General features: G+C 37.2%; 19 protein-coding genes and 4 tRNA genes. 15 read left to right on the top strand and 8 right to left on the bottom strand.

The window, feature by feature from the left end; genetic code table 11:
- Nucleotides 1-16: 16 nt before the first annotated feature.
- The 3 genes from SUCMO_RS0100120 to SUCMO_RS0100110 all read right to left on the bottom strand — a co-directional run bounded on the left by SUCMO_RS0100120 (nucleotide 17) and on the right by SUCMO_RS0100110 (nucleotide 3,191).
- On the bottom strand, nucleotides 17-1,870 hold the full coding sequence (locus tag SUCMO_RS0100120) for a diguanylate cyclase domain-containing protein (protein WP_019878309.1): 1,854 nt from the start codon (nucleotides 1,868-1,870) through the stop codon (nucleotides 17-19).
- Nucleotides 1,871-1,996: 126 nt separating this feature from the next.
- Nucleotides 1,997-2,368, bottom strand: a complete 372-nt coding sequence (locus SUCMO_RS0100115) for a thioesterase family protein (protein WP_019878308.1) — start codon at nucleotides 2,366-2,368, stop codon at nucleotides 1,997-1,999.
- 19 nt (nucleotides 2,369-2,387) lie between these two features.
- Nucleotides 2,388-3,191, bottom strand: coding sequence for a MetQ/NlpA family ABC transporter substrate-binding protein (locus SUCMO_RS0100110; RefSeq protein ID WP_019878307.1), 804 nt, complete (start codon nucleotides 3,189-3,191; stop codon nucleotides 2,388-2,390).
- Nucleotides 3,192-3,344: 153 nt separating this feature from the next.
- Here SUCMO_RS0100110 and SUCMO_RS0100105 point away from each other — a divergent pair, with 153 nt between their 5' ends.
- Nucleotides 3,345-4,106 (top strand): DUF3153 domain-containing protein, encoded by a 762-nt coding sequence (locus tag SUCMO_RS0100105; protein WP_019878306.1) that lies wholly within the window; start codon nucleotides 3,345-3,347, stop codon nucleotides 4,104-4,106.
- A gap of 11 nt (nucleotides 4,107-4,117) precedes the next feature.
- Nucleotides 4,118-5,365 (top strand): HD-GYP domain-containing protein, encoded by a 1,248-nt coding sequence (locus SUCMO_RS0100100; protein ID WP_019878305.1) that lies wholly within the window; start codon nucleotides 4,118-4,120, stop codon nucleotides 5,363-5,365.
- On the opposite strand, the gene SUCMO_RS10025 is transcribed toward SUCMO_RS0100100, so the two are convergent.
- A complete protein-coding gene (locus SUCMO_RS10025) occupies nucleotides 5,353-6,432 on the bottom strand; it encodes a mechanosensitive ion channel family protein (RefSeq protein WP_019878303.1) in 1,080 nt (359 codons plus the stop codon). The two genes, SUCMO_RS0100100 and SUCMO_RS10025, sit on opposite strands and share 13 nt — an antisense overlap.
- Nucleotides 6,433-6,539: 107 nt before the next feature.
- On the opposite strand from SUCMO_RS10025, the gene SUCMO_RS10020 reads away from it, so the two are divergent.
- From SUCMO_RS10020 to SUCMO_RS0100055, 8 genes are all read left to right on the top strand, one after another.
- Nucleotides 6,540-7,037: a DUF456 family protein gene (locus tag SUCMO_RS10020; RefSeq protein WP_019878302.1), complete on the top strand. Its 498-nt coding sequence runs from the start codon at nucleotides 6,540-6,542 to the stop codon at nucleotides 7,035-7,037.
- Nucleotides 7,038-7,072: 35 nt separating this feature from the next.
- Nucleotides 7,073-7,444, top strand: coding sequence for a VOC family protein (locus tag SUCMO_RS0100085; RefSeq protein WP_019878301.1), 372 nt, complete (start codon nucleotides 7,073-7,075; stop codon nucleotides 7,442-7,444).
- A 5-nt stretch (nucleotides 7,445-7,449) separates the two neighbouring features.
- Nucleotides 7,450-7,809 carry a YkvA family protein gene (locus SUCMO_RS0100080; RefSeq protein ID WP_019878300.1) on the top strand — a complete coding sequence of 120 codons (360 nt, stop codon included), beginning with the start codon at nucleotides 7,450-7,452 and terminating at the stop codon, nucleotides 7,807-7,809.
- 33 nt (nucleotides 7,810-7,842) lie between these two features.
- The gene (locus tag SUCMO_RS0100075; RefSeq protein ID WP_019878299.1) at nucleotides 7,843-8,958 is read left to right on the top strand and encodes a M20/M25/M40 family metallo-hydrolase; all 1,116 of its coding nucleotides are present in this window, start codon (nucleotides 7,843-7,845) and stop codon (nucleotides 8,956-8,958) included.
- Nucleotides 8,959-9,007: 49 nt separating this feature from the next.
- Nucleotides 9,008-9,083: transfer RNA gene (locus SUCMO_RS0100070), tRNA-Lys, on the top strand.
- Between the two features lie 112 nt (nucleotides 9,084-9,195).
- A tRNA-Lys gene (locus SUCMO_RS0100065) sits at nucleotides 9,196-9,271 on the top strand.
- Between the two features lie 9 nt (nucleotides 9,272-9,280).
- A tRNA-Glu gene (locus SUCMO_RS0100060) sits at nucleotides 9,281-9,355 on the top strand.
- Nucleotides 9,356-9,360: 5 nt separating this feature from the next.
- Nucleotides 9,361-9,436: transfer RNA gene (locus SUCMO_RS0100055), tRNA-Val, on the top strand.
- Nucleotides 9,437-10,087: 651 nt separating this feature from the next.
- On the opposite strand, the gene SUCMO_RS0100045 is transcribed toward SUCMO_RS0100055, so the two are convergent.
- Nucleotides 10,088-11,485: a sodium:solute symporter family protein gene (locus SUCMO_RS0100045; protein ID WP_019878296.1), complete on the bottom strand. Its 1,398-nt coding sequence runs from the start codon at nucleotides 11,483-11,485 to the stop codon at nucleotides 10,088-10,090.
- A 217-nt stretch (nucleotides 11,486-11,702) separates the two neighbouring features.
- Nucleotides 11,703-12,281: a YqaA family protein gene (locus SUCMO_RS0100040; protein ID WP_019878295.1), complete on the bottom strand. Its 579-nt coding sequence runs from the start codon at nucleotides 12,279-12,281 to the stop codon at nucleotides 11,703-11,705.
- Between the two features lie 109 nt (nucleotides 12,282-12,390).
- Here SUCMO_RS0100040 and SUCMO_RS0100035 point away from each other — a divergent pair, with 109 nt between their 5' ends.
- Nucleotides 12,391-12,777 (top strand): hypothetical protein, encoded by a 387-nt coding sequence (locus SUCMO_RS0100035; protein WP_019878294.1) that lies wholly within the window; start codon nucleotides 12,391-12,393, stop codon nucleotides 12,775-12,777.
- A gap of 52 nt (nucleotides 12,778-12,829) precedes the next feature.
- Nucleotides 12,830-14,431, top strand: a complete 1,602-nt coding sequence (locus SUCMO_RS0100030) for a carbon starvation CstA family protein (RefSeq protein WP_019878293.1) — start codon at nucleotides 12,830-12,832, stop codon at nucleotides 14,429-14,431.
- Nucleotides 14,432-14,669: 238 nt separating this feature from the next.
- Here the strand turns inward: SUCMO_RS0100030 and SUCMO_RS0100025 are convergent, their stop codons facing one another.
- Both SUCMO_RS0100025 and cysE read right to left on the bottom strand, forming a co-directional pair.
- Nucleotides 14,670-15,983: an NAD(P)-dependent oxidoreductase gene (locus SUCMO_RS0100025; protein WP_019878292.1), complete on the bottom strand. Its 1,314-nt coding sequence runs from the start codon at nucleotides 15,981-15,983 to the stop codon at nucleotides 14,670-14,672.
- Nucleotides 15,976-16,686: a serine O-acetyltransferase gene (cysE, locus tag SUCMO_RS10015; RefSeq protein WP_019878291.1), complete on the bottom strand. Its 711-nt coding sequence runs from the start codon at nucleotides 16,684-16,686 to the stop codon at nucleotides 15,976-15,978. The genes SUCMO_RS0100025 and cysE overlap by 8 nt, the downstream gene beginning before the upstream one ends.
- A 321-nt stretch (nucleotides 16,687-17,007) precedes the next feature.
- Between cysE and SUCMO_RS0100015 the strand changes: the two genes are divergently transcribed.
- From SUCMO_RS0100015 to SUCMO_RS0100005, 3 genes are read left to right on the top strand one after another with little or no spacing between them, the layout of a single operon-like run.
- The gene (locus SUCMO_RS0100015; protein WP_019878290.1) at nucleotides 17,008-18,309 is read left to right on the top strand and encodes an amidohydrolase; all 1,302 of its coding nucleotides are present in this window, start codon (nucleotides 17,008-17,010) and stop codon (nucleotides 18,307-18,309) included.
- Between the two features lie 21 nt (nucleotides 18,310-18,330).
- Entirely contained in the window at nucleotides 18,331-19,128 is a 798-nt protein-coding gene (locus SUCMO_RS0100010; RefSeq protein ID WP_019878287.1) for a DUF3100 domain-containing protein, read from the top strand.
- Complete coding sequence (locus SUCMO_RS0100005; RefSeq protein ID WP_019878286.1) at nucleotides 19,128-19,574, top strand: hypothetical protein; 447 nt, start codon at nucleotides 19,128-19,130, stop codon at nucleotides 19,572-19,574. The genes SUCMO_RS0100010 and SUCMO_RS0100005 overlap by 1 nt, the downstream gene beginning before the upstream one ends.
- Nucleotides 19,575-20,149: the final 575 nt, after the last annotated feature.

Raw genomic sequence — 20,149 nt, 5'->3', positions numbered from 1 at the left:
CGACGTTGAGTGTTGCTTATAATAGATAATAGCGACCTTTGCCAGCTGCTTTGGCTTTATACATACCTTCATCAGCTTTCTTTATCAATTCATCATATGTTTTTCCTGATTCTGGAAATTTAACAATACCAATGCTACTTCCAACACTTATTTTAGGATCACTTTCGCGGGCATGTAAGCCATCTTTAAGAAAAGCTTGAAGTCTGTTGGTAATGTACTCAATGTTATTAATGCTATTAGGGTCGGTTACGCAGACAATAAATTCGTCACCACTATTACGGCCAGCAAAACCAATATTGTGCGCGAAATTATTGAGGCAGGAACCGATAAAGGTTATAACTCGGTCGCCAAAAGCATGACCGTAGTTGTTATTGAATAAGCGGAAATCATCGATGCCTACAAAAAGAAAGGCCAAGGGCTGTTGGTTACTGGCAGCAGTTTCTAAAGTTTGGCGTGCGCGTTCTTCAAAGGTAATACGATTTAGGAGTTTTGACAATGGATCATACTCGGTTTTTTGTTTAATTTCAATTTCCTTTAAACGCCGCGCGGTAACATCAGTTATAACCCCAATTATGCGAATTGGCTTTTTTTCTTCGTTGAAAATTAGCGTGGGGTGAATGTTTACGCAGACGAATTTTTGGTGGGCTGTTTTTACCCGTACATCAAAATCAGCTATTTGTTCACCCGTAACTAGTTTGGCAATAGCTGTTTTTAAAAGCGGAATATCGGCTGAATACAAGGAAGAAAAATCATCGGTTAAAATATTTAAAGGTGGAGAACAAGTAAATTTATTATTCCAAGCTGTTGAAAAATAAGTAGTGTTTTTAGTTAAATCCCAGTCAAAAATAATATTCTCGGTCTGCTCGCTGATAATTTTATAGCGATAGTCACTTATTTTTAGGGCTTCAATGTATTCCTTTTTATTTTTTAAAATATAGATAAAAATAATACTTAATAGGGCAATAACTATAAACACTAATACGGCGGTTAATTGCAAAACCTCATTAGTTAGAGCCAGGGCAACAGAGTTGGGGAGGATTACAAAAAGATGCCAGTCATAAACAAAGTTAGGAATGGGAGTATAGCTTAGGATATAGCCACGGTCATCTTGGCGATAATTTAAAGTAAGGGGGGTGCGGCTAGCTAGACCATGTTTTAATTGTTGGAGAATTTCACTGTATTCTGGGGCGTGAAATAGTTCTAAAATGTTAGTGGCGGTTATCATAGGCACGGTGGCTGATTGAGAAATAATTTGGCCGTTATCTCTAGTTATGAGAAAGCGCAATTGGCCTAGGTAATACATATTGGCAATAGCATTGGTAATATTTTCAGGGTGTTCACTAGCTAAGAGTACGCCAGTTACTTGGCCATTATTTCTTAGCGGCAGAGCCTGTACAATAATTTTTTGACCATCATCAATACGGCTATCTAGGGGCTCAGAAACGACTGTGCTGCCCTGCTTAGCTTGTTGAAAATAATCGCGATCGGCGATCGAAAAAGCTACGCCATCACTGCTTATCGCATTACCTGCTAAATCAGCAATTGCTATTTTAGAGAAGGTTTGATAGTGAGGATCGGCGATGATTAACTTGATTTTTTCTTCAAGAGATAAATCTTCGTGTAGTTGAGGATTGAGATTAAAATGCTTTAGTTGTAAGAGGTTATTATCAAGACTTTGGTCGATAGATTTACTGGTATGGGTAGAAATTGCTATTAAAGAATTACGCGCATCGGTTAAAAGTAGAGTTTTAATATGAGTTATATAAGTGTAGCCGATAAAAACTAAAATTGGTATAAGTAAGCAAAGCGCATAGCTGAGGGTGTTAGTTTTGATAGTTGAGGCTAGTTTCGCGAAAGGCACTTTTAACATAATATTACGACCTCTGTTTAACAGTATTTTAATAAATTATAGCACAAAAAAAATAAGGCGCAAAAGGTCAGGCTCTTTTTAGCGGGAGCCTGACCTTTAAATATTTTAACCGACCAAAGTAAGGGGTTATTTTAATTTATTTAAAAATTTTTCTATGTTAATAATGAAGCGCTCGTGGTTTCCTTGTCCGATTGTTTTCTGTTCATCTTTCGCAGTAACTTCAAAAACTAACTTTTTTCCTTCAATAGAAACTAAAGTTGCTGTAGCGGTAACCTGCTGTCCAAGTGGTGTAGCGGCAGAATGTTGTACATTTAAACTGATGCCTACCGTACTTTCAGTTGCTGGTAAAAAGTCTGCAACCGCTAAACTAGCAGCTTTTTCCATCAAAGCAATCATGGCAGGTGTTGCGTATACATCTAAAAAGCCACTACCTAAAGTGGCGGCCGTATTGTTTGTAGTTACTAGTTCGCTAGCAGTAGCAGTTAAACCAATTTTCATAATTATCACCTCATAAAGTTTAAAATGCTGGAATTATAGCACCTTTATATTTTTCCTTAATGAATTTCTTCACCTCAGGACTATTTAAAGCTTTAGCTAAAGCCTTAAGTTCAGGACGAGTTTCTTCGCCTTGGCGGCAAACTAAGATGTTGACATAGGGAGAATTTTTGTCTTCAATGTATAGCGCGTCTTTTAGTGGATGCAGTTTGGCATCTAAAGCGTAGTTTGTATTAATAACAGCTAGAGTCACATCTACTAAGGAACGGGGTAATTGAGGTGCTTCTAGTTCTTTTATTTCAAGCTTCTTGGGGTTTGTGACAATATCTTCTTTGGTGGCACTAAGGCCACTATTTTCTCTTAATTTAATTAGACCGGCTTTTTCTAACAGCAATAAGGCTCTGCCGGAATTAGTAGGATCGTTAGGGATAGAAACAATAGCTCTTTCGGGCAATTGTTCCAGAGTTTTAATTTTATTTGAATAAATAGCCATCGGTTCAATATGAATATTGCAGATTTTAACTAAAGAAAGGTTGCGTTCACTATTAAATTTCATCAAAAACGGTATGTGTTGGAAAAAATTGGCATCTAATTCTTTGTCTGCAACTGCAAGATTAGGACGAATGTAGTCATTAATTTCTACGACATTTAAATTAATATTTTCTTTGGCAAGCATTGGTTTTACATAATTTAAAATTTCGGCATGCGGAATTGCATTAGCGCCAACTTTAATTGTTTTGCCGAAATCTTGCTTTTGGTTAGTAGCACAACCCACAAGCAATACAGTGAAAATAATAATGAGCAGCAGAGTTAGTGACTTTTTCATAAATAGAAACGCCTCCTTTGCTATTTTTTATAGTATTATAACATAATTGCGTATGATTTGTAAGAATTGGAAAGTGGATTTAGGTAATTGGCTAAAATTTGCGAAAGTGGTATAATCATGCTAGGAATAAGTAGCGAAAGCGAGGATTAAGTTTTGCGATATCGAAAATTACTATTAGGGATTTTATTAGTTTTTATTTTGCTCTCAACTACAGGTTGTGTTAAAGGTGAAATCTTATTGGAACTAGGCCGAACAGGCAGTGCCAGTTTAAATACCAAAATATTGGTACCAGCCTTTGTAAAAGAAAATCTTAAACTTTTGAAAGATAAATTTATTCAAGATAATTTTAAGGTAATGGATATTAAGGAAAATAACTTAGAAGGTTTTCAAGCTGTGCGTAATTTTGATAATGTGTCTCAAATGCGCGAGTTAAAGGTCTTTCAAAAAATAGAATTACCCCAAAATAAAAAAATCGCGAAGCCTGGAGAAGTAACACCAAAAGAAAATAGTATAAATAGTACGCCTGCTAAAGATAATTTAGAAAATTTAGTAAAAAAGCCACAAGTAGTCGTAGAGAAAGGTTTTTTATTTGATAAATATAAAATTGATTTAAATGTTGACTTGCGAACAGGGGAAAAATTACAACCCAAGGAAGAAAATTGGCTTATAAAAAATTTATTAGCTCAAATTGACTTGAAATTTATTTTGAAGTTACCTACGGAAATTGATGTAAGTAATGCTAACAAGGTTAGTGAAGATGGCAGGACTTTAATGTGGAATCTAGTCCTCGGGGAAGAAAATCAAATTGTGGCAGAGGCAACAATTTTAAATTTAAAAAATGCGGGGTTGTTATTTATAGCGGTGGTTTCTATTGGCGGAGTTTGTTTTTATAACTATCAAAAAAGAAAGAGCTAGGAGCGATATAGATGATAAGATTAGCGATAAATGAGTTGCAAGCAGGTATGGTGCTTGCTGAAAATGCCGTAAATCAAGCAGAACAGGTGATTTTGTCAGAACACACTATTTTAACGCGCGAGCAGATTTTGACTTTACAACAGGCCCAAGTACCGTTTGTGCGCATAAGAGAAGAGTTTGATACGGACGAATCTTTGGCGGAACAGCTTTTTCTAGACCGGATGATTTTAGAAACAGAAACTATGACTCCAGATGAACGGCGAAAAACAGCTCAAGAAGCTTTGGGGATTTATGTTGAAAATATTTTAAGTATTTTAGCTGGACAAGGTGATGAAAAATTATACAGCAAAAGTTATGCTAAATCCAAAAAAATTGTTAAGGCCGCGAACAATCTAAACGTTAAACGTCATTCTTTGTTAAAAAAAGAACGAGTAGATGATTATTATCAATTTGCGACTGATCTAAGGCGGTTGTTCGAACAATCTAATCACAACAATGATACTTTTATGACGGAGATAATTCAATTTTCTAGTGATCTGACCAACTATATAAATAATACCACGGGAGTACTTGGTTACGCTTTTCACACTTATCCTAATATGCCAGCCCTTGTGGCTCATACTTTAGGGGTAGCAATTGTGGCTGGAAAAGTAGCACAATTATTAAAAATGGATCAAAAAGAAGTGGTAGGAGTGGTGTTCACAGCCGTATTGCATGATATTGGCTTGAGCAATTTGGTTCCAGGCGGTAATATTAACCAAGATATCCCTAAAACTGTACAAGAAAAAGAAATGAATAACCATGTCTTCAAGGCAATGGTGTTATTAAAGGATAAAAAAATAATAAAGAAAGATATTCTCTTAGGAGTATTACAACACCATGAAAGAATGGATGGTAGTGGTTACCCATCTGGAACTAAAGGCAAGGATATAAGTCAATATGCGAGAATTATTGGTTTTGCAAATCAAGTAGATATCTTGATGCATAGCAAAGATAAGTCTGGCAACAAATTGAAAATTTCTGATTTTGTAACTCAAATACCTTTTTTAGCGGATAAATACGATCCAGAGATCTGTAAAGTTTTTCAAGAGTATTTAGAAGGATTCCTGTTGGTAAATCAGGTTGTCTTAAGCGATGGACAACAAGCGGAAATTATTTATCGCCACAGGGCTTTTAAGCAACCTGTTATTTTGACGGCGAAGGGCGATATTATTGATTTAAATAAGTCGAGTTTAACAATAAGTGGCTATAATTTATGATTAGGACTATCGAGGTTTTCTAGCGGCAAAGCTGTCTCAAAGTAAAGGCTCGCACTAGGCAAAGCAAAACTAAGTTGGTGCTTGCTTACAATTTGCATAATTTTCAAATTAACATCCTCTTTGACGCGAATATAGTTGCTATAATCTTTGTGAATACAGAAATAAGAAATTAAAATGTCTAAGCTGCTAGCACCATAGTTATCAAACTTAACGACAATATCACTAGGATCGATTTCCGAATGAGTACTAATCATAGTCTCGATATCTCGAATGCATAATTGTAATTTATCGATAGGGGTATCATAAGTGAGACCGATGTTAAAACGCACACGCCTTTTGGTCATTTTAGACCAATTAGTAATAGCCTCTTTAGAAAGTTTAGAGTTGGGGATATAGATCATTCCTTGGGTGAAAGTGCGAATTTTAGTATTGCGGAAAGAAATCTCTTCGACGATACCTTCGCCGCTAGCGGTTTGCACCCAATCCCCGATAGAAAAAGGTTTATCGACAATAATTAAAATTCCCCCGAAAATATTTTCTAAGGAATCTTTGGCGGCGAGGGCAAAAGCTAAACCGCCTAGACCTAGTCCTGTGATAAAACCATTAATATCGTAATTCCATTCAGTTGCAAGCATGGTAAAAGCCAAAGTTATAATTATGAAGCGAGAACTAGAGGCAATAAGGTGGACCAAAACAGTATCGCATTTCCAGCCCATGGAAGTTAAAATACGATTGATTAAACCGCTAGTTTCATTGGTTAAATTATAAATGCCCCAGAAAAAACAGAAGATGCTAAAAGTGCGCACTAAACGGCTTAAAAGAACTTTATAGTTACTGATATCTAGGGGAGCCAGGTTTAAAGCAGAATAAATACCAAAAACTAAAATTAAAGCTGCGAAGGGCCGTTCAAAAGCTTCGATTAGCTGATTGTCAAACTCGGAGGTAGTTTTGTTTGCGAGCTTTTTTATAAAATTAATCAAGTATTTAAAGCAAATTAATCTTAAAGAAAGAAATAACAGTAAAATAAGTAGCGCTGGTAACCAAGGTTTCAAAATTTCTAAGTTCATAAGTTGCTCCTTTTTTTCTAGAGTTTATTTTGATTATTTTAACACTGATAGAAATTGTTTACAAGAAATAAGCTATAACTTACAGAAAACTGAGGGGAGGAATGGTGATGCTAGTAAGTATTTTGCTATCTGTTTTGGCGTTGGGGTTTTTGATGTTCACGATAGTTGGGTTGGCTGGAAATGGCTTAATCTTAGTTTTAGCAATTGTATATGCCATTAGTACGGATTTTTCGACACTTACAGGTAACACTTTATTGTGGTTATTTATTATGTTTATTTTAGGCGAAATTTGGGAATTTGGCGTAAGTTTTTTAGGAATAAAAAAAGAGCAGGTTTCAACTTTTACAGTTTTTTTTATTGCTTGTGGAACCATAATAGGCAGTCTTGTCGGGACTTTAGTTATGCCGTTGGTAGGTAGTTTATTAGGGGCAAGTATTGGTGCTTTTTGCTTTGCGTTTATTATTGAACGCTTGCGCGGAGAAACACGTTATCGCTCCTGGTATATAGCTTGCGTTGCAGCCAGTATGCAGTTGCTAGCAGCTTTTGGGAAAATAATTGTGGGTTGTATTATGTTGATTATGTTCATTGTTAATCTTGCATGGTAGAATAAGAAGAGAGTTTAGAGAAAGGGAGTGTTTACATGAAATTTACGATTGCGCATAATAATATTAATGTTTTGGATTTAGAAAAGAGTCTACAGTTTTATGAACAGGCTTTGGGACTAAAAGAGATTCGCCGGCATGTTCCGCAAGATAATAGTTTTATCATTGTGTATTTGAGCGATGGACAAACCAGCCATGAACTAGAACTTACGTGGCTAAGAGATCGGACAGAAGCTTATAATTTGGGCGATAACGAATTTCACTTAGCTTTTCGGGTAGATGATTTTGCTGCGGCACATCAAAAACACCAAGAAATGGGTTGCATTTGTTATGAAAATCCTAAAATGGGGATTTATTTTATTGCCGATCCTGATGGCTATTGGTTAGAAGTAGTTCCAACTAGAAAGTAAAGTTTATGGAAGAAAAGAGTTATTTGAAATACCGCAAATATTTTGCGCCACAACTGTTTTTTAATAAATTAAAACATAATATTAAAAATTTAACGCAAGAGCTGCTCTTAAAAGCGTTAGAGTTATATTATGCAACAGAAAATCCAAAGATGCCTTTAACAGTAAAATTAAAGGTTTATGGTGCGTTAGGCTATTTAATATTGCCCTTGGATTTCATTCCTGACTTCATGCCTGTATTGGGTTATACAGACGATTTGGCGGCGCTGACTTACACGCTGGCCTTAATAGAACCCTATATAGATGAACAGGTTAGACAACAAGCAAGAAAAGTGTTTTCGCAGCTAACACGTACTAAAAGCCTCTAATAAATAAAAAAACACATAGGGGGATTTTTAATAATGGTAAACACAGAAAGAGTTTTAAAAGAATTTTTCGAGTTGGTGCAAGTGCCTTGTTCAACTAAAAATGAAAGACAAATAGCTGATATTTTGAAAGGCAAACTCGCAGCATTAGGCTTGGAAGTTCAAGAAGATAATACTGGAGAAAAAATTGGTGGCAACGCAGGCAATGTTTTTGGTTTTCTCAAAGGCAATGTAGCTGGACCTTGCTTGTTGCTTAGTGCCCATATGGATTGCGTAGAACCCTGCACAGGAATCAAACCACAATTAAAAGATGGGATTATTACTTCTGATGGGACAACTATTCTTGGTTCCGATGATAAATCTGGCGTAGTAGCAATTTTAGAAGCTTTGAGAGTAGTTAAAGAACAAAAATTGCAGCACAGTGATATTCAAGTTTTATTTACGGTATCAGAAGAAGGTGGCGTAAATGGTTCTAAAAACATGGATAAATCATTGTTGAAAGCTGATTTTGGCTATGCTTTAGATTCTAGTGGTACTCCAGGTGAAATTATTGTTATGGCGCCAGGACAATACAAAATTACGACGGTTGTTAAAGGGCGGACTGCACATGCTGGTTTAGCGCCAGAAACTGGGTTGAATGCAATCACTTTAGCGGCAAAAGCAATTGCAGCCGTATCTCAAGGAAGAATTGATGAAGAAACAACTGCTAATGTAGGCATTATTAATGGTGGAACAGCCACTAATGTAGTTCCCGATAATGTGAAAATAATTAGTGAAGCTAGAAGTAGAAATCCTGAAAAATTGGAAAAACAATTAAAATTGATGGTTGAAACTTTTGAATCAGTAGTTAAGGAAAATGGTGGGGAAGTTGAAATAACAACTGCTAAAGCCTATAATCCTTATGTGTTACAAGAAACAGATCCAGTAATCCAAACGGCTAAAAAAGCAATAGAAGCTATTGGTTTGCAAGCAAAAACTAAAGCTACTGGAGGCGGTAGTGATGCGAACTTTATAAACTCTTATGGCGTGCCTTGCGCAGTTTTAGCGACAGGGATGACTAAAGTTCACACGAAAGAAGAGTACATAAAAGAAGAGCATTTATATGATACAGCTCGTGTAGTAGTTTCGATAATTAAAAATGTTGTAAAATAATTCTTGACAAAAGAAAACTTATAATATATAATTACTTTTGTTGTGTTGCGATCCACTAGCTCAGTCGGTAGAGCACCTGACTTTTAATCAGGGTGTCCCGCGTTCGAGTCGCGGGTGGATCACCAAATTTACAATTATTAATTATTGACACGTATATATCTACATGTTATAATTAAAAAGTGACATGAGTAGAAGAACTTCTACCCCTGCCGTTGTGTTGACTTGGATGACTTTAATGGTCCATTAGCTCAGCTGGTAGAGCACCTGACTCTTAATCAGGGTGTCGAAGGTTCGAGCCCTTCATGGATCACCAAAATATTAAGGCCCGTTGGTCAAGCGGTTAAGACACCGCCCTTTCACGGCGGTATCAAGGGTTCGATTCCCTTACGGGTCACCACATTTGGGCGATTAGCTCAGCTGGGAGAGCGCCTGCCTTACAAGCAGGATGTCGGCGGTTCGATCCCGTCATCGCCCACCAAATGTAATTTTAGGACTTGCAATAAATTTGCAAGTCCTTTTTGTCGTGTGCGCCCAGTATCGGCCTTACTTTTGGGAAAAGTTCAATACGAAGGTTAAACATTAGCTTGAAATAATTATCTGAGACAAGGGGTCAATAAATAGCAGTCAGCGGAAAAGCTCTGGTCTGAGGAAACGAACTACATATGCGATGCCTCTGTGTAAAATGTTGCGGTGTAAATAATAAAGAAACATATTTAGACTGGATTAAGAATGAAAAAGTTCTTAATCCAGTTTTAACTTTTTGAAGAAGCAATGAATAATAATCTATTGTGGAAACTGGTGAAGCTTCTAATACCCTTTAGTACTTTAGCACGGTCTTTACTCAGTATCAACCAAATGATATGCTAGAATACATATTTTTTACAAAAAAAGGCTCTATAATATATGTTGTGGTGTGTGGAAAAATTCTGTATATCACAGCATGTTTTTTTACAAAAAAATGAGCATGATATTGAAAAATCCTTTATGATAAAGTTTTTAAACAAATCAAAGGTGGATTTTCAAATCATGCTCAATATAAATAGCTATACACTCAAACTGTCGAACTGGAAGAAAATTAAGGGCGATTTTTTTAATTTTAAGCGGCAATAGCTTTTTAAATGTGGAAATGCTATTCTGCGGGTAGGACAATTTTATTTTTATCAAAAATTGCTACCAAAGTAAAGACAGAAATACATACTAACCATTCAGCGTAAATCAGATGTGGTAAAATACGCACCGCAGGGAAAAGTTGCCAAATAAACAAAGTAAGTAATCCTGCTAACAAAGTGTAAAAACCACTGGATTTACGACAGATGCTCGGGAAATAAAGAGTTGCAACCATTAATAAGGTGAAAGCGGCTGTAAGACTTAGACCTATCATAATAGTACTAAGGATACCACTAACTTTTCCTGCTAGAAAATAGGCGATACTACCTAACACCAATACAGAAACACGAGTAATCGTTAAAGAAGCTTTAGCACTTAGATTAGGATTGATGATCTTTTTACCAATATCTTGGGAAAGCATGGTACTGGCGCCCAGGAGCATGCTGCAAGCCGTGGAAATATCGGCAGCCCAAAGTGCAGCCAAGGTTATTCCGGCTAAAAGTGGATCGAGTGACATTATGGTAAGTGGCATTGCCGTTGTTGCCGTGGCATTTGGAAAGGTAGCGCGCGCGATAATGCCTAGTAAGGCAGAAAGAAAGCCCATAGGAAAAATTAAAACGCCAGCTAACATGTAACCTCGCTTGGCAGAGGCTGTATCGATAGCACTAGAGGCAACTTGAATTACTCCTTGCAAAGAGGCGACCATGGGAATCATTACGCTGAACCAGGTTATGATAGTTGCTGTGCCTGCACCGGCAAAAAAATCTAGCATTTGGGGACTGTTTGCTGGTAATTTAGCAGTAATATTGCTTAAGCCACCTTGGGCAGAAACGCAGGCAATTGTTGCCATTATAATACCGAAGTAAATTAAAGTCGTATTTAAAATATTGCTAATGCTGGCAGACCAAAGACCGCCGATAAAAGTTGTTGTCACAAAAACAATGGCACTAGTTAAAAGTCCGAGTTCGAAGGTAAATACTTCTGGCAAAAGTGCATGCAAGATACTGCCGCCGGCAATGTATTGCAAAGCGGTAACTACTACTTGAATAATTATTTGAGCAAGTACAGTAAGAATACTGCAATTTTGACCATAATAACGCTCAAGAAATTCGGCTATTGTTGTAAAATTAGCAGCACGATACTTGCCTGCTAAAAAATATCCAACTAAAATTGCTGCAACGCTCCAGGCACCATTGTACCAACCAGCGGAAAGACCAATTTTATAAGCTGTTTCGGAGACCCCGATTGTAGAAGCTCCGCCAATGGCTATACCAACAACATTAAGCATAATTAAGGGTGTCTTTAATTGACGACCAGCTAAAACGAAGCCTGAATTTGTTTGAGAGTATTTGCGCGAAATAAGACTAATGCTAAATAAAATGAAAATGTAAACGAGGATTATTATTAACGGGATATTCAAATGAAAAAACTCCTTTCAAAGTGATGATGTTGTAAATTATACACTTTCACAAAACCTGTGTCCACTAAAAAAAGGCTAAAAATAAAAAAATAAACAAAAAATGCTTACAAAAAAAATAAAATCGGTTATAATATTGAATATTGGTGATAGACAAGAAAAATAATAGCACAAACGTCCTCTCTAAAAGGAAACGTTTGTGCTGACTCGCAGATGTTATTTAGCTAATTTTTTTTTTACGATAGCGGAAATAGGCATAACCAACAAGAATTAAGATTACTAAGGCTAAAGCAATTGCGCTTTGTTGCGAATATTTATGGATAATGGGGATTACCTGTGGTCCAAGGTAATGTACGGCAATGCCGATTATTAAGAAGCGTTTGCCGCGACCTAAAACTGTAGCTAGCGTAAAGAGTTTCAAGTTGATTTTTAGAACGCCCGCACTAATAGCCACAAATTTGTAAGGTATAGGAGCCATCGCTGCCCAAAAAACAGCCCAACCACCGTATCTTTCTACTAAGGAACGAATGTGTTCCATATGTTTTTTGGGGATTATTTTTTGTTGAGCGAAATTGGAAAATTTGTGGCCGATAAAATAACCAATGAAAGCGCCTAAAACTGAGGCAATAGTTGCGAGGGTAGCTAGCCAAAGGGCATTTTGTGGGTTGGCGATACTGGCGGGGATTATAACAATATCGGGAACGATTGGGGAAATAAAAGCATCAGTAAATGATAACAGAAAAACCCCTAGGTCGATATTTTGTTCAGCAATGGCAATTATATTATCTAAATTAATCAAAACTTTATCACCTTTTAGTTAAAATTCACCTTTAAGAGGCGTACTCGTTCATTATACCGCAAGCGTTAATATTTTCCAACAATTTATATTGGAGAGAGGAGGAATAAAGTTGCTAATTGTTAATTCGAAGATTAGAGAATGCCTGATACAGGTTGGGTTTACACCTTGGACAGATAATGGATTACAGGGCTATTATCGGAGAAATACTTTTAAAAAAGACTCTATGATAGGGGTTGTGGCAGAATATTATGCGGAAGATTATATTGTCGAGCAACATAGTGGGGTGGACAGTGTAGAATATATTTTGGCGAACTACAAAGCCAAGGCAGATGTAGTAAAACAAAGATTCTTATTATGGCAGCATCCACAAGAAAAAGTAAAGGTTAAGTCATTTGCGTTAGGTTTTAAAGGCTGGTTAGAAGTTTGGGGTTATCAAGAAAATTGTAAGCCACAGAAAAAATTTCGGGATTTATTAGAACTATTAGAACTGGGTTAAAATTACAGCCTTAGGCTGTGGAGATAGATAAAAAATTAATTGGAGGGTTTTTATGTTATTGACACTTTTTATCGTGGCGATAGTTGTCTTAGGATTAGGGTATGTGTATTATGGTCGGTTTCAGAAAAAACTTTATGATTTAGATCCCAACGCAGAAACACCCGCAACAAAGTTAAATGATGGGATGGATTATTGTCCAGCACATCCCGCGGTGTTGTTAGGGCATCATTTTGCTTCTATTGCTGGGGCTGGACCAATAGTCGGACCAATAGTAGCGGCTTCTTTGTTTGGTTGGTTACCCACTTATATTTGGATCTTATTAGGTAGTATTTTCTTTGGTGGGGTACATGATATGGGTTCTATTGTAGCCTCAGTACGCCATAAAGGACTTTCAATTGGGGAAGTAATTAACAAATGGATTGGGGCTAAAGCCAAACGCTTGTTTTTAATTTTTACTTGGCTAGCTTTGACTTTAGTTATTGCTGTGTTCTTGGAATTAGCCGCTCAAACTTTTACTGCTGATCCAGCAGTAGCATTTTCGGCAAGCTTATATATTTTTGTCGCAATGTTTTTTGGAATTTTGATTTATCGTTTTGGCGTTTCTTTAAGTGTCAGCACTTTGATTATGGTACCGATTATATTTGGCGCTGTAATTTATGGCAGTTATAGCCCTTGGGTGCAAAGTGCTTTTACTTTAGATATTAATACTTGGCGGATATTTTTAGTTATTTATATTTTTGCAGCATCAGTAATGCCAGTATGGCTCTTGTTGCAACCGCGTGATTATTTGGCATCATACTTGCTCTATTTTTCTTTGTTTATTGGTGGTGTAGGGATGCTATTTGGCAACAAATTTGAGGTTAAACTAGCGGCCTTTAAAGGAATTAGTACTGCTAATGGTGATTATATTTGGCCATTGTTGTTTGTAACTGTGGCTTGTGGAGCTATTTCTGGTTTTCATTCCTTGGTTGGCAGTGGGACGACATCTAAACAACTGAAACGTGAAACCGATGCTTTACCTGTTGGTTATGGTGCGATGTTAATTGAAGGTTTGGTAGGTGTTATAGCTTTAGGTACGATAATGATGAGTGGTGTTATGGCTAAAGGTGGTCCTACTGTGGTTTATGGTCAAGGTTTGGGTCAATTTGCCGCTTTAATCGGTATAGCTCCTAAACTAGGAATGTCAATTGGGCTGTTGGCGTTGAATTCATTTATTTTAACCTCGCTAGACACAGCTACTAGATTGGCACGTTATCAATTACAAGAATTTTTTGATATGAAATTAGATAAGTATATTGCTACGGCAATTGGGGTAGGTGTTGCACTGGCTTTGATTTTTGTAAAAACGGGAAATGTTGCGGTATGGCAGCTTATTTGGCCAGTATTCGGGGCATCTAATCAGCTGGTGGCGGCTTTAGCCCTGTTAGCTTTGGGTGTGTGGATAATTCGTGATTTGAAAAAAGATGCGCGTTTTGTTATGTATCCAATGGCATTTATGTTGCTGACAACAATTGTGGCTCTAATACAACTAGTGGTTAACAATTTAAATAAGCCAATTGTAGCTGGTTTGTCGGCACTGTTGTTAGTGTTGGCGATAATGCTTTGCAAAGAGGCTTGGACGGCATTGAAATGCGAAAAGAGCGAGCTTAACTAGAATTTTTTATATTGGCTTATGGGTTTTAGCTAGAAATTAAATAAGGTGAAATAAATTTTGTAATAAAAAAGAAGGGCTGTATAAATAATTTATTGATACAGCCCTTCTTTATAGGCAATACTCTGTGCCTTTTTATTGTGTGTTTTTTGCTTAGATAAAAAGACTTATAACATGAACAAGGGGCTGTCTAAAACAGGTTAAAACCTATTTTGAGACAGCCCCTTGTTTTTATTGGTTTTTAACATTCGGCTAAAAGCTTTTTGGCATCGACATATTGAGACATACCTAAAGCTATTTTTTTTGCTTCCTTCATGGCTAGAACTACGGTAGCTGGACCGTGAACTACATCGCCGCCGGCAAATACACCAGGATAAGTTGTCATACCATAAGGTCGCTCACGGGTTATAACAAAGCCCCATTTGTCGATTTCGATTTGTGGGCAGGTAGAAACTATTCGATTAGCAGGTTTTTGGCCTACAGCCAAAATCACCACATCGGCAGGAAGGATTTCTTTCTCACCAGTATTAATAAATTCGCCTGCTTCGTTTTTGCTTATTTTTTCAACTAGGAGACCGGTAACTTTATCACTACCTTCAAAGGCTAGAGGACTATTGAGAAAACAGAATTCAATACCATCTTCCACAGCGCCTTGATATTCAACATTAAGCGCGGTCATTTCTGCTTGAGTTTTGTGATAAACAACTTTTACACTACGTGCACCTTGGCGGATGGCAGTTCTTGCCGCATCCATGGCTACATTGCCGGCACCGATAACGATAATTTGATCATTTTCTTTCATGACGATTTCTGATTTATCTAGGTAACCATTGTTGGCGAGGGTTACAGTTTTTAAGAAATAGGTTGCGGTGATAATTCCATGCAAATCTTTACCAGGTAGATTTAAAGTTTTAGGTAATGCAGTACCAGAACCAATAAATACAGCATCATAACCTTTGGTGAAAAGCTCATCGATGGTTACGTCTGTACCAATTACGCAGTTAGTTTTGATATCTACACCTAGCTTTTGTGTTTTTTGAATTTCTCGCCTTACTACGTTTTTATCTAAACGAAACTGCGGAATTCCGAATAACAATACTCCGCCAGGCTCAGCTTGAGCTTCGTAAATTGTTACAGCGAAATCCATCTTGGCCATATCTGCAGCAATGGTTAAACCAGCAGGGCCGGAACCGACAACGGCAATTTTCCCGCGGCTACCATTTGAAGCTGGTAGTGGCGAAAGATTATTGTTTTCCGCAAAATCTGCGATGAACATTTCTAGACTGCCAATATTTATGGCCTTATTTTTTTTGGCGAGAATGCAATGGGCCTCGCATTGTTTTTCGTGAGGACATACGCGTCCACAAACAGCTGGTAAGTTGCTTTTTTCGGCAATTACTTCGTAGGCTGAACCAATATTGCCTTCAGCGAGGAACCGGATAAAGTGGGGGATATTATTTTCAATCGGGCAACCTTTGCTACAGGCTGGTTTTAAACAGTTTAGACATCTTTTGGCTTCGGTTATAGCCTCTTGAGTTGAAAGTTTTTTACTCAATATTAGCACCTCTTTGTTCTTTTGTTTCAGGAATTTTGCGTTTTAAACATTTATGTTCTATTTCTTGTAAGCGTTGTTCGATTAAGTCTAGGTGGTCTTGGAGCATTTTTTCGAAATCAGCTACAGGATCGGGCAAACGATCATGATTTAAGTCGATATTGGCATCGTTATCTTCGGAAACTTTTTGTCCGTTTTGGACAACAATCCGCCCGGGAATACCTACTACTACGGAATTTGCAGGAACTTCTTTTAAAACTACAGAACCAGCTCCGATTTTAGAATTATCACCGACACTAAAAGAACCAAGAACTTTGGCGCCGCTCGCTACGACAACATTATTGCCGATTGTTGGGTGGCGTTTGCCACTTTCTTTACCAGTACCACCAAGTGTAACTCCTTGATATAAGGTAACATTTTTGCCGATTTCTGCTGTTTCACCAATAACCACGCCTAAACCGTGATCTATAAAAAGTCCTTCACCTAATTTTGCGCCAGGGTGAATATCAATATTAGTTAAGAAACGAGATAAAGTGTTGATTATTCTAGCGAGCAAAATATAATTATTTTTGTATAGACGATGTGCAAGGCGATGTAACCAAATTGCATGTAAACCAGGATAGCATAAAGCCGCTTCTAGTCTAGACCGAACTGCGGGATCGCGTTCCATGATAACATCGATATCTTTCTTAAATTGTTTCAACATAATTTTTTATTTTCTCCTAAAGTCAGTTTCTAGAATAATTAACTCGAAAGATATTCTAACATAAATTATATATTTTTGTAAACTTAATTTATCCACTGGGGCTGTGTTTGTGTAGAAAAAACAAAGCCCTAATATGTTCTTGAAGAATAGACAGTGATTACATTGGTAATAGTATCGAGGGTTTAAAAAAGAGATAATGTATTTAACAAAAATCTGTTAAAACTAATTAAAAATAAAGAAAATGCAAAGCAACTAATTGTTGGCAAGAACAGTGTTTTGTGGTAAAATACAAATATTATTTTGAGGGGAAAGGAGTAAGATATGGAAAAATTAAAGCAACTTGTATGTGCGCGTATTGATGAACAGGCACAAGAAGTTATTACCCTAGTTAAGAGTATTGAGTCTGAGGCCGAACTTGGGTATAAAGAACAAAAAACAGCGGCCAAAATAGCAAGTTTTTTTGCTAAGCAAGGTCTGCCTTATCAAACTGGTCTAGCCTTGACAGGGGTTAAGGCTTCGATTGGCGCAGGTGATGTGAATGTAGCGATTTTGGGAGAGTTGGACGCTGTTTTGTGTGCAGACAGCCCTAAAGCAGACCCTAATACTGGTGCAGCACATGCTTGCGGACATGCGGTACAATTAGGAGCGTTGTTGGCAGTAGCGACTGCATTTAATGAAGGAATTATGCAAGAACTGGCAGGTAAAATTACCTTCATGGCTGTTCCTGCGGAGGAATATGTTGAGATTGCTTATCGCAATGCTTTGCGTGAACAAGGAAAAATTAAATATTTAGGTGGCAAACAAGAATTAATCAGATTGGGCGAGTTTGATGATGTGGATATGGCGATGATGATTCACTCGGAAAAAAATCAACCAGCAAATAGTGTTTCTATTGGCAAGTCAAGTAATGGTTTTATTGGCAAAACTATCCAATATATTGGAGAAACTTCTCATGCGGCAGAATCGCCAGACTTAGGAGTTAATGCCTTAAATGCGGCAATGTTGGGGTTGATGGGAATTCATGCCATGCGTGAAACTTTTCGCGATGCTGATGCGATTCGCGTTCATCCTATTATTACCAAGGGCGGTGATTTGGTAAACTCAGTACCAGCTGATGTGCGTTTAGAGACTTACGTGCGTGCTAAAACTATGCAGGCAATCGATGCAACACATGAAAAAGTGGATCGAGCTTTGCAAGCAGGAGCTATGGCTGTAGGTGCGAAAGTAGTAATAAAAACCACGCCAGGCTATTTGCCTTTGATTAGTAATTTAAAAATGAATAAACTTTTTGTCGAGAATGCTAAAGTTGCTGCGTCAGATATGCAAGTGTTTGAGCGGGATCATTTTGCGGCATCTTTAGATATGGGAGATGTTTCGCACTTGATGCCAGTAATACACCCCTTTACAGGTGGAGTAACTGGAGAATTACATTCGAAGGATTTTTGCGTAGTTGATTATTATAAAGCCTGTATAGTTCCAGCTAAAACTTTGGCGATGACAGTAATCGATTTGTTAGCTAATAAGGCAATTACCGCAAAAGAAGTTCTAAAAGATTTCAAACCAGTATTTACTAAAGAAGAATATATTAAAAAATTAGACAGTTATTTTTCTTGCAAAGAATAAAAAAATGGAGGGTGGATTAATTTGAAAAACTTGAAATTACATGCCTTGGTAATTGCTTTGATTGTAATTGCGGAAATGATTGGTATTATCCCAATTACTTTAGGTGTAGGTAAAATTGTATTATTACCACTATTATATGCTTTACTTATGGGGATACTTTTAACACCTAAGTTTACCAATATCGTCAACGATAAGGACATGTTAGATGCTAATTCGTTGGTGGGTTTAACAATGATGTTATTGATGGCTAGATATGGAACTTTGGTAGGACCATCTTTGCCTAAAATTTTAAGCGCAAGCCCGGCTTTAATTTTACAGGAGTTTGGAAACCTAGGGACGGTTATTGTCGGAATTCCTGTAGCTATGTATTTAGGACTTAAACGCGAGAGTATTGGTGCGGCACATTCTATTGCGCGCGAGCCTAATGTTGCCTTGATTGGCGATGTTTATGGTATGGGCGGCGCAGAGGGGCGCGGCGTAATGGGTGTTTATATTTGCGGTACCGTATTTGGAACGATATTTTTTGGGCTTATGGCTAGTTTTGCCGCGGCTTATACGCCTTTGCATCCTTATGCTTTGGCTATGGCTTCAGGGGTAGGTAGTGCTGGCATGATGACGGCAGCAGTAGGTTCTTTACAAGTTATGTATCCGCAAATGGCTGAACAAATTGCTGCCTTTGGAGCAGCAAGTAACATGTTAAGTGGGTTAGATGGAATATATATGTCACTATGGATGGGTTTGCCGCTTAGTGAATGGTTGTACAAACGAATTTACAGATTAAAATATGGTGTTTTACCACAAGGGGAGGATGCGAAATAATGAACTTGAAAGAAACACTATATGTATTATTGTTAGTTGGGTTAATGTCCTTGGTGGGGAATTTCGTTGGGTTTAAAAATGGCATACTTGAAGCCTTGCCAGGAATGCTGATATTAATAGCAATTTCTATGGGGGGGATCTTATTAGGAAAATATATGCCGGGTGGAATACCTGGTGTTGCTTATGTAGTAACTTTAGGTTGTATAGTAACTTATCCGGGCTTCCCAGGTGCAGAAACTATGAATGCACTTATTAAAAAAGTTAACTTTCTAGCTTTAACTACACCTATTTTGGCCTATGCTGGGATTGCAATTGGTAGAGATTTAGATGCGTTAAAAAAATTAGGTTGGCGGGTAGTGGTAGTATCTTGTGTAGTTTTCACAGGGACCTATATTGCTTCAGCGCTAATTGCACAAGGATTATTAAAGTTTTTGGGACAAATATAATATTATCTAACTTAAGTTAATATTATGAAAGGGCAGTTGTATACTAAAAAGCTGCGCAACTCCTGATAATTAGGCTTTGAGGCGAAGTGGATAATCCACTTCGCCTTTTTGTTAAGAAGTTAACAAAAAGGCGGAAAAAGTCGAAAAAAAAAGAAAAAAGAAAATAAAAGCGAATAAAGCAATGAAAAGCAGGAATTAGCTATTTGCAAACTTCTCTAGAGAATGTTACTATATAAAAGTCGTCACCGAGCAGGTTTAGACTAAACGAAATAAAAGCTTGACAAAAGACGGTTGAAGTAGTAAACTAGTTCAGCAGTCAAGAAAGTGGCTGACAAGATGTTCCTTGAAAACTGGATAATGGTAAGATAATCATACGATTATATAATGAATGTGCGGGACAAACGAGTATGGAATACAATTCAAAGTGCAACAAGTTGTTCTTTAAATTGCATAAGCGAAATGCAGTTTACTGCGTAAGCGCATCCTGCTTAAAGTCAAAACAAAACAAGAAAAGTTTTAAAAATCACAAACAAATAGGTAGAATGAGCAGATTAGCTTTTTCAATAAATATATTG

Source organism: Succinispira mobilis DSM 6222 (assembly GCF_000384135.1).
In the GTDB taxonomy this organism is placed as follows: Bacteria; Bacillota; Negativicutes; order Acidaminococcales; family Succinispiraceae; genus Succinispira; species Succinispira mobilis.
Note: the sequence above shows the minus strand (reverse complement) of the source record. Positions and strands in the feature narration are given on the sequence as shown.

Bases quoted from the DNA above. Each gene is read 5' to 3' on its own strand.
- SUCMO_RS0100075 (WP_019878299.1), top strand. From the start codon at position 7,843: ATGGTAAACACAGAAAGAGTTTTAAAAGAATTTTTCGAGTTGGTGCAA.
- SUCMO_RS0100015 (WP_019878290.1), top strand. From the start codon at position 17,008: ATGGAAAAATTAAAGCAACTTGTATGTGCGCGTATTGATGAACAGGCA.
- SUCMO_RS0100080 (WP_019878300.1), top strand. From the start codon at position 7,450: ATGGAAGAAAAGAGTTATTTGAAATACCGCAAATATTTTGCGCCACAA.
- SUCMO_RS0100115 (WP_019878308.1), bottom strand. From the start codon at position 2,368: ATGAAAATTGGTTTAACTGCTACTGCTAGCGAACTAGTAACTACAAAC.
- SUCMO_RS0100005 (WP_019878286.1), top strand. From the start codon at position 19,128: ATGAACTTGAAAGAAACACTATATGTATTATTGTTAGTTGGGTTAATG.
- SUCMO_RS10020 (WP_019878302.1), top strand. From the start codon at position 6,540: ATGCTAGTAAGTATTTTGCTATCTGTTTTGGCGTTGGGGTTTTTGATG.
- SUCMO_RS0100100 (WP_019878305.1), top strand. From the start codon at position 4,118: ATGATAAGATTAGCGATAAATGAGTTGCAAGCAGGTATGGTGCTTGCT.
- SUCMO_RS0100110 (WP_019878307.1), bottom strand. From the start codon at position 3,191: ATGAAAAAGTCACTAACTCTGCTGCTCATTATTATTTTCACTGTATTG.
- SUCMO_RS10025 (WP_019878303.1), bottom strand. From the start codon at position 6,432: ATGAACTTAGAAATTTTGAAACCTTGGTTACCAGCGCTACTTATTTTA.
- cysE (WP_019878291.1), bottom strand. From the start codon at position 16,686: ATGTTGAAACAATTTAAGAAAGATATCGATGTTATCATGGAACGCGAT.
- SUCMO_RS0100030 (WP_019878293.1), top strand. From the start codon at position 12,830: ATGTTATTGACACTTTTTATCGTGGCGATAGTTGTCTTAGGATTAGGG.
- SUCMO_RS0100085 (WP_019878301.1), top strand. From the start codon at position 7,073: ATGAAATTTACGATTGCGCATAATAATATTAATGTTTTGGATTTAGAA.
- SUCMO_RS0100120 (WP_019878309.1), bottom strand. From the start codon at position 1,870: ATGTTAAAAGTGCCTTTCGCGAAACTAGCCTCAACTATCAAAACTAAC.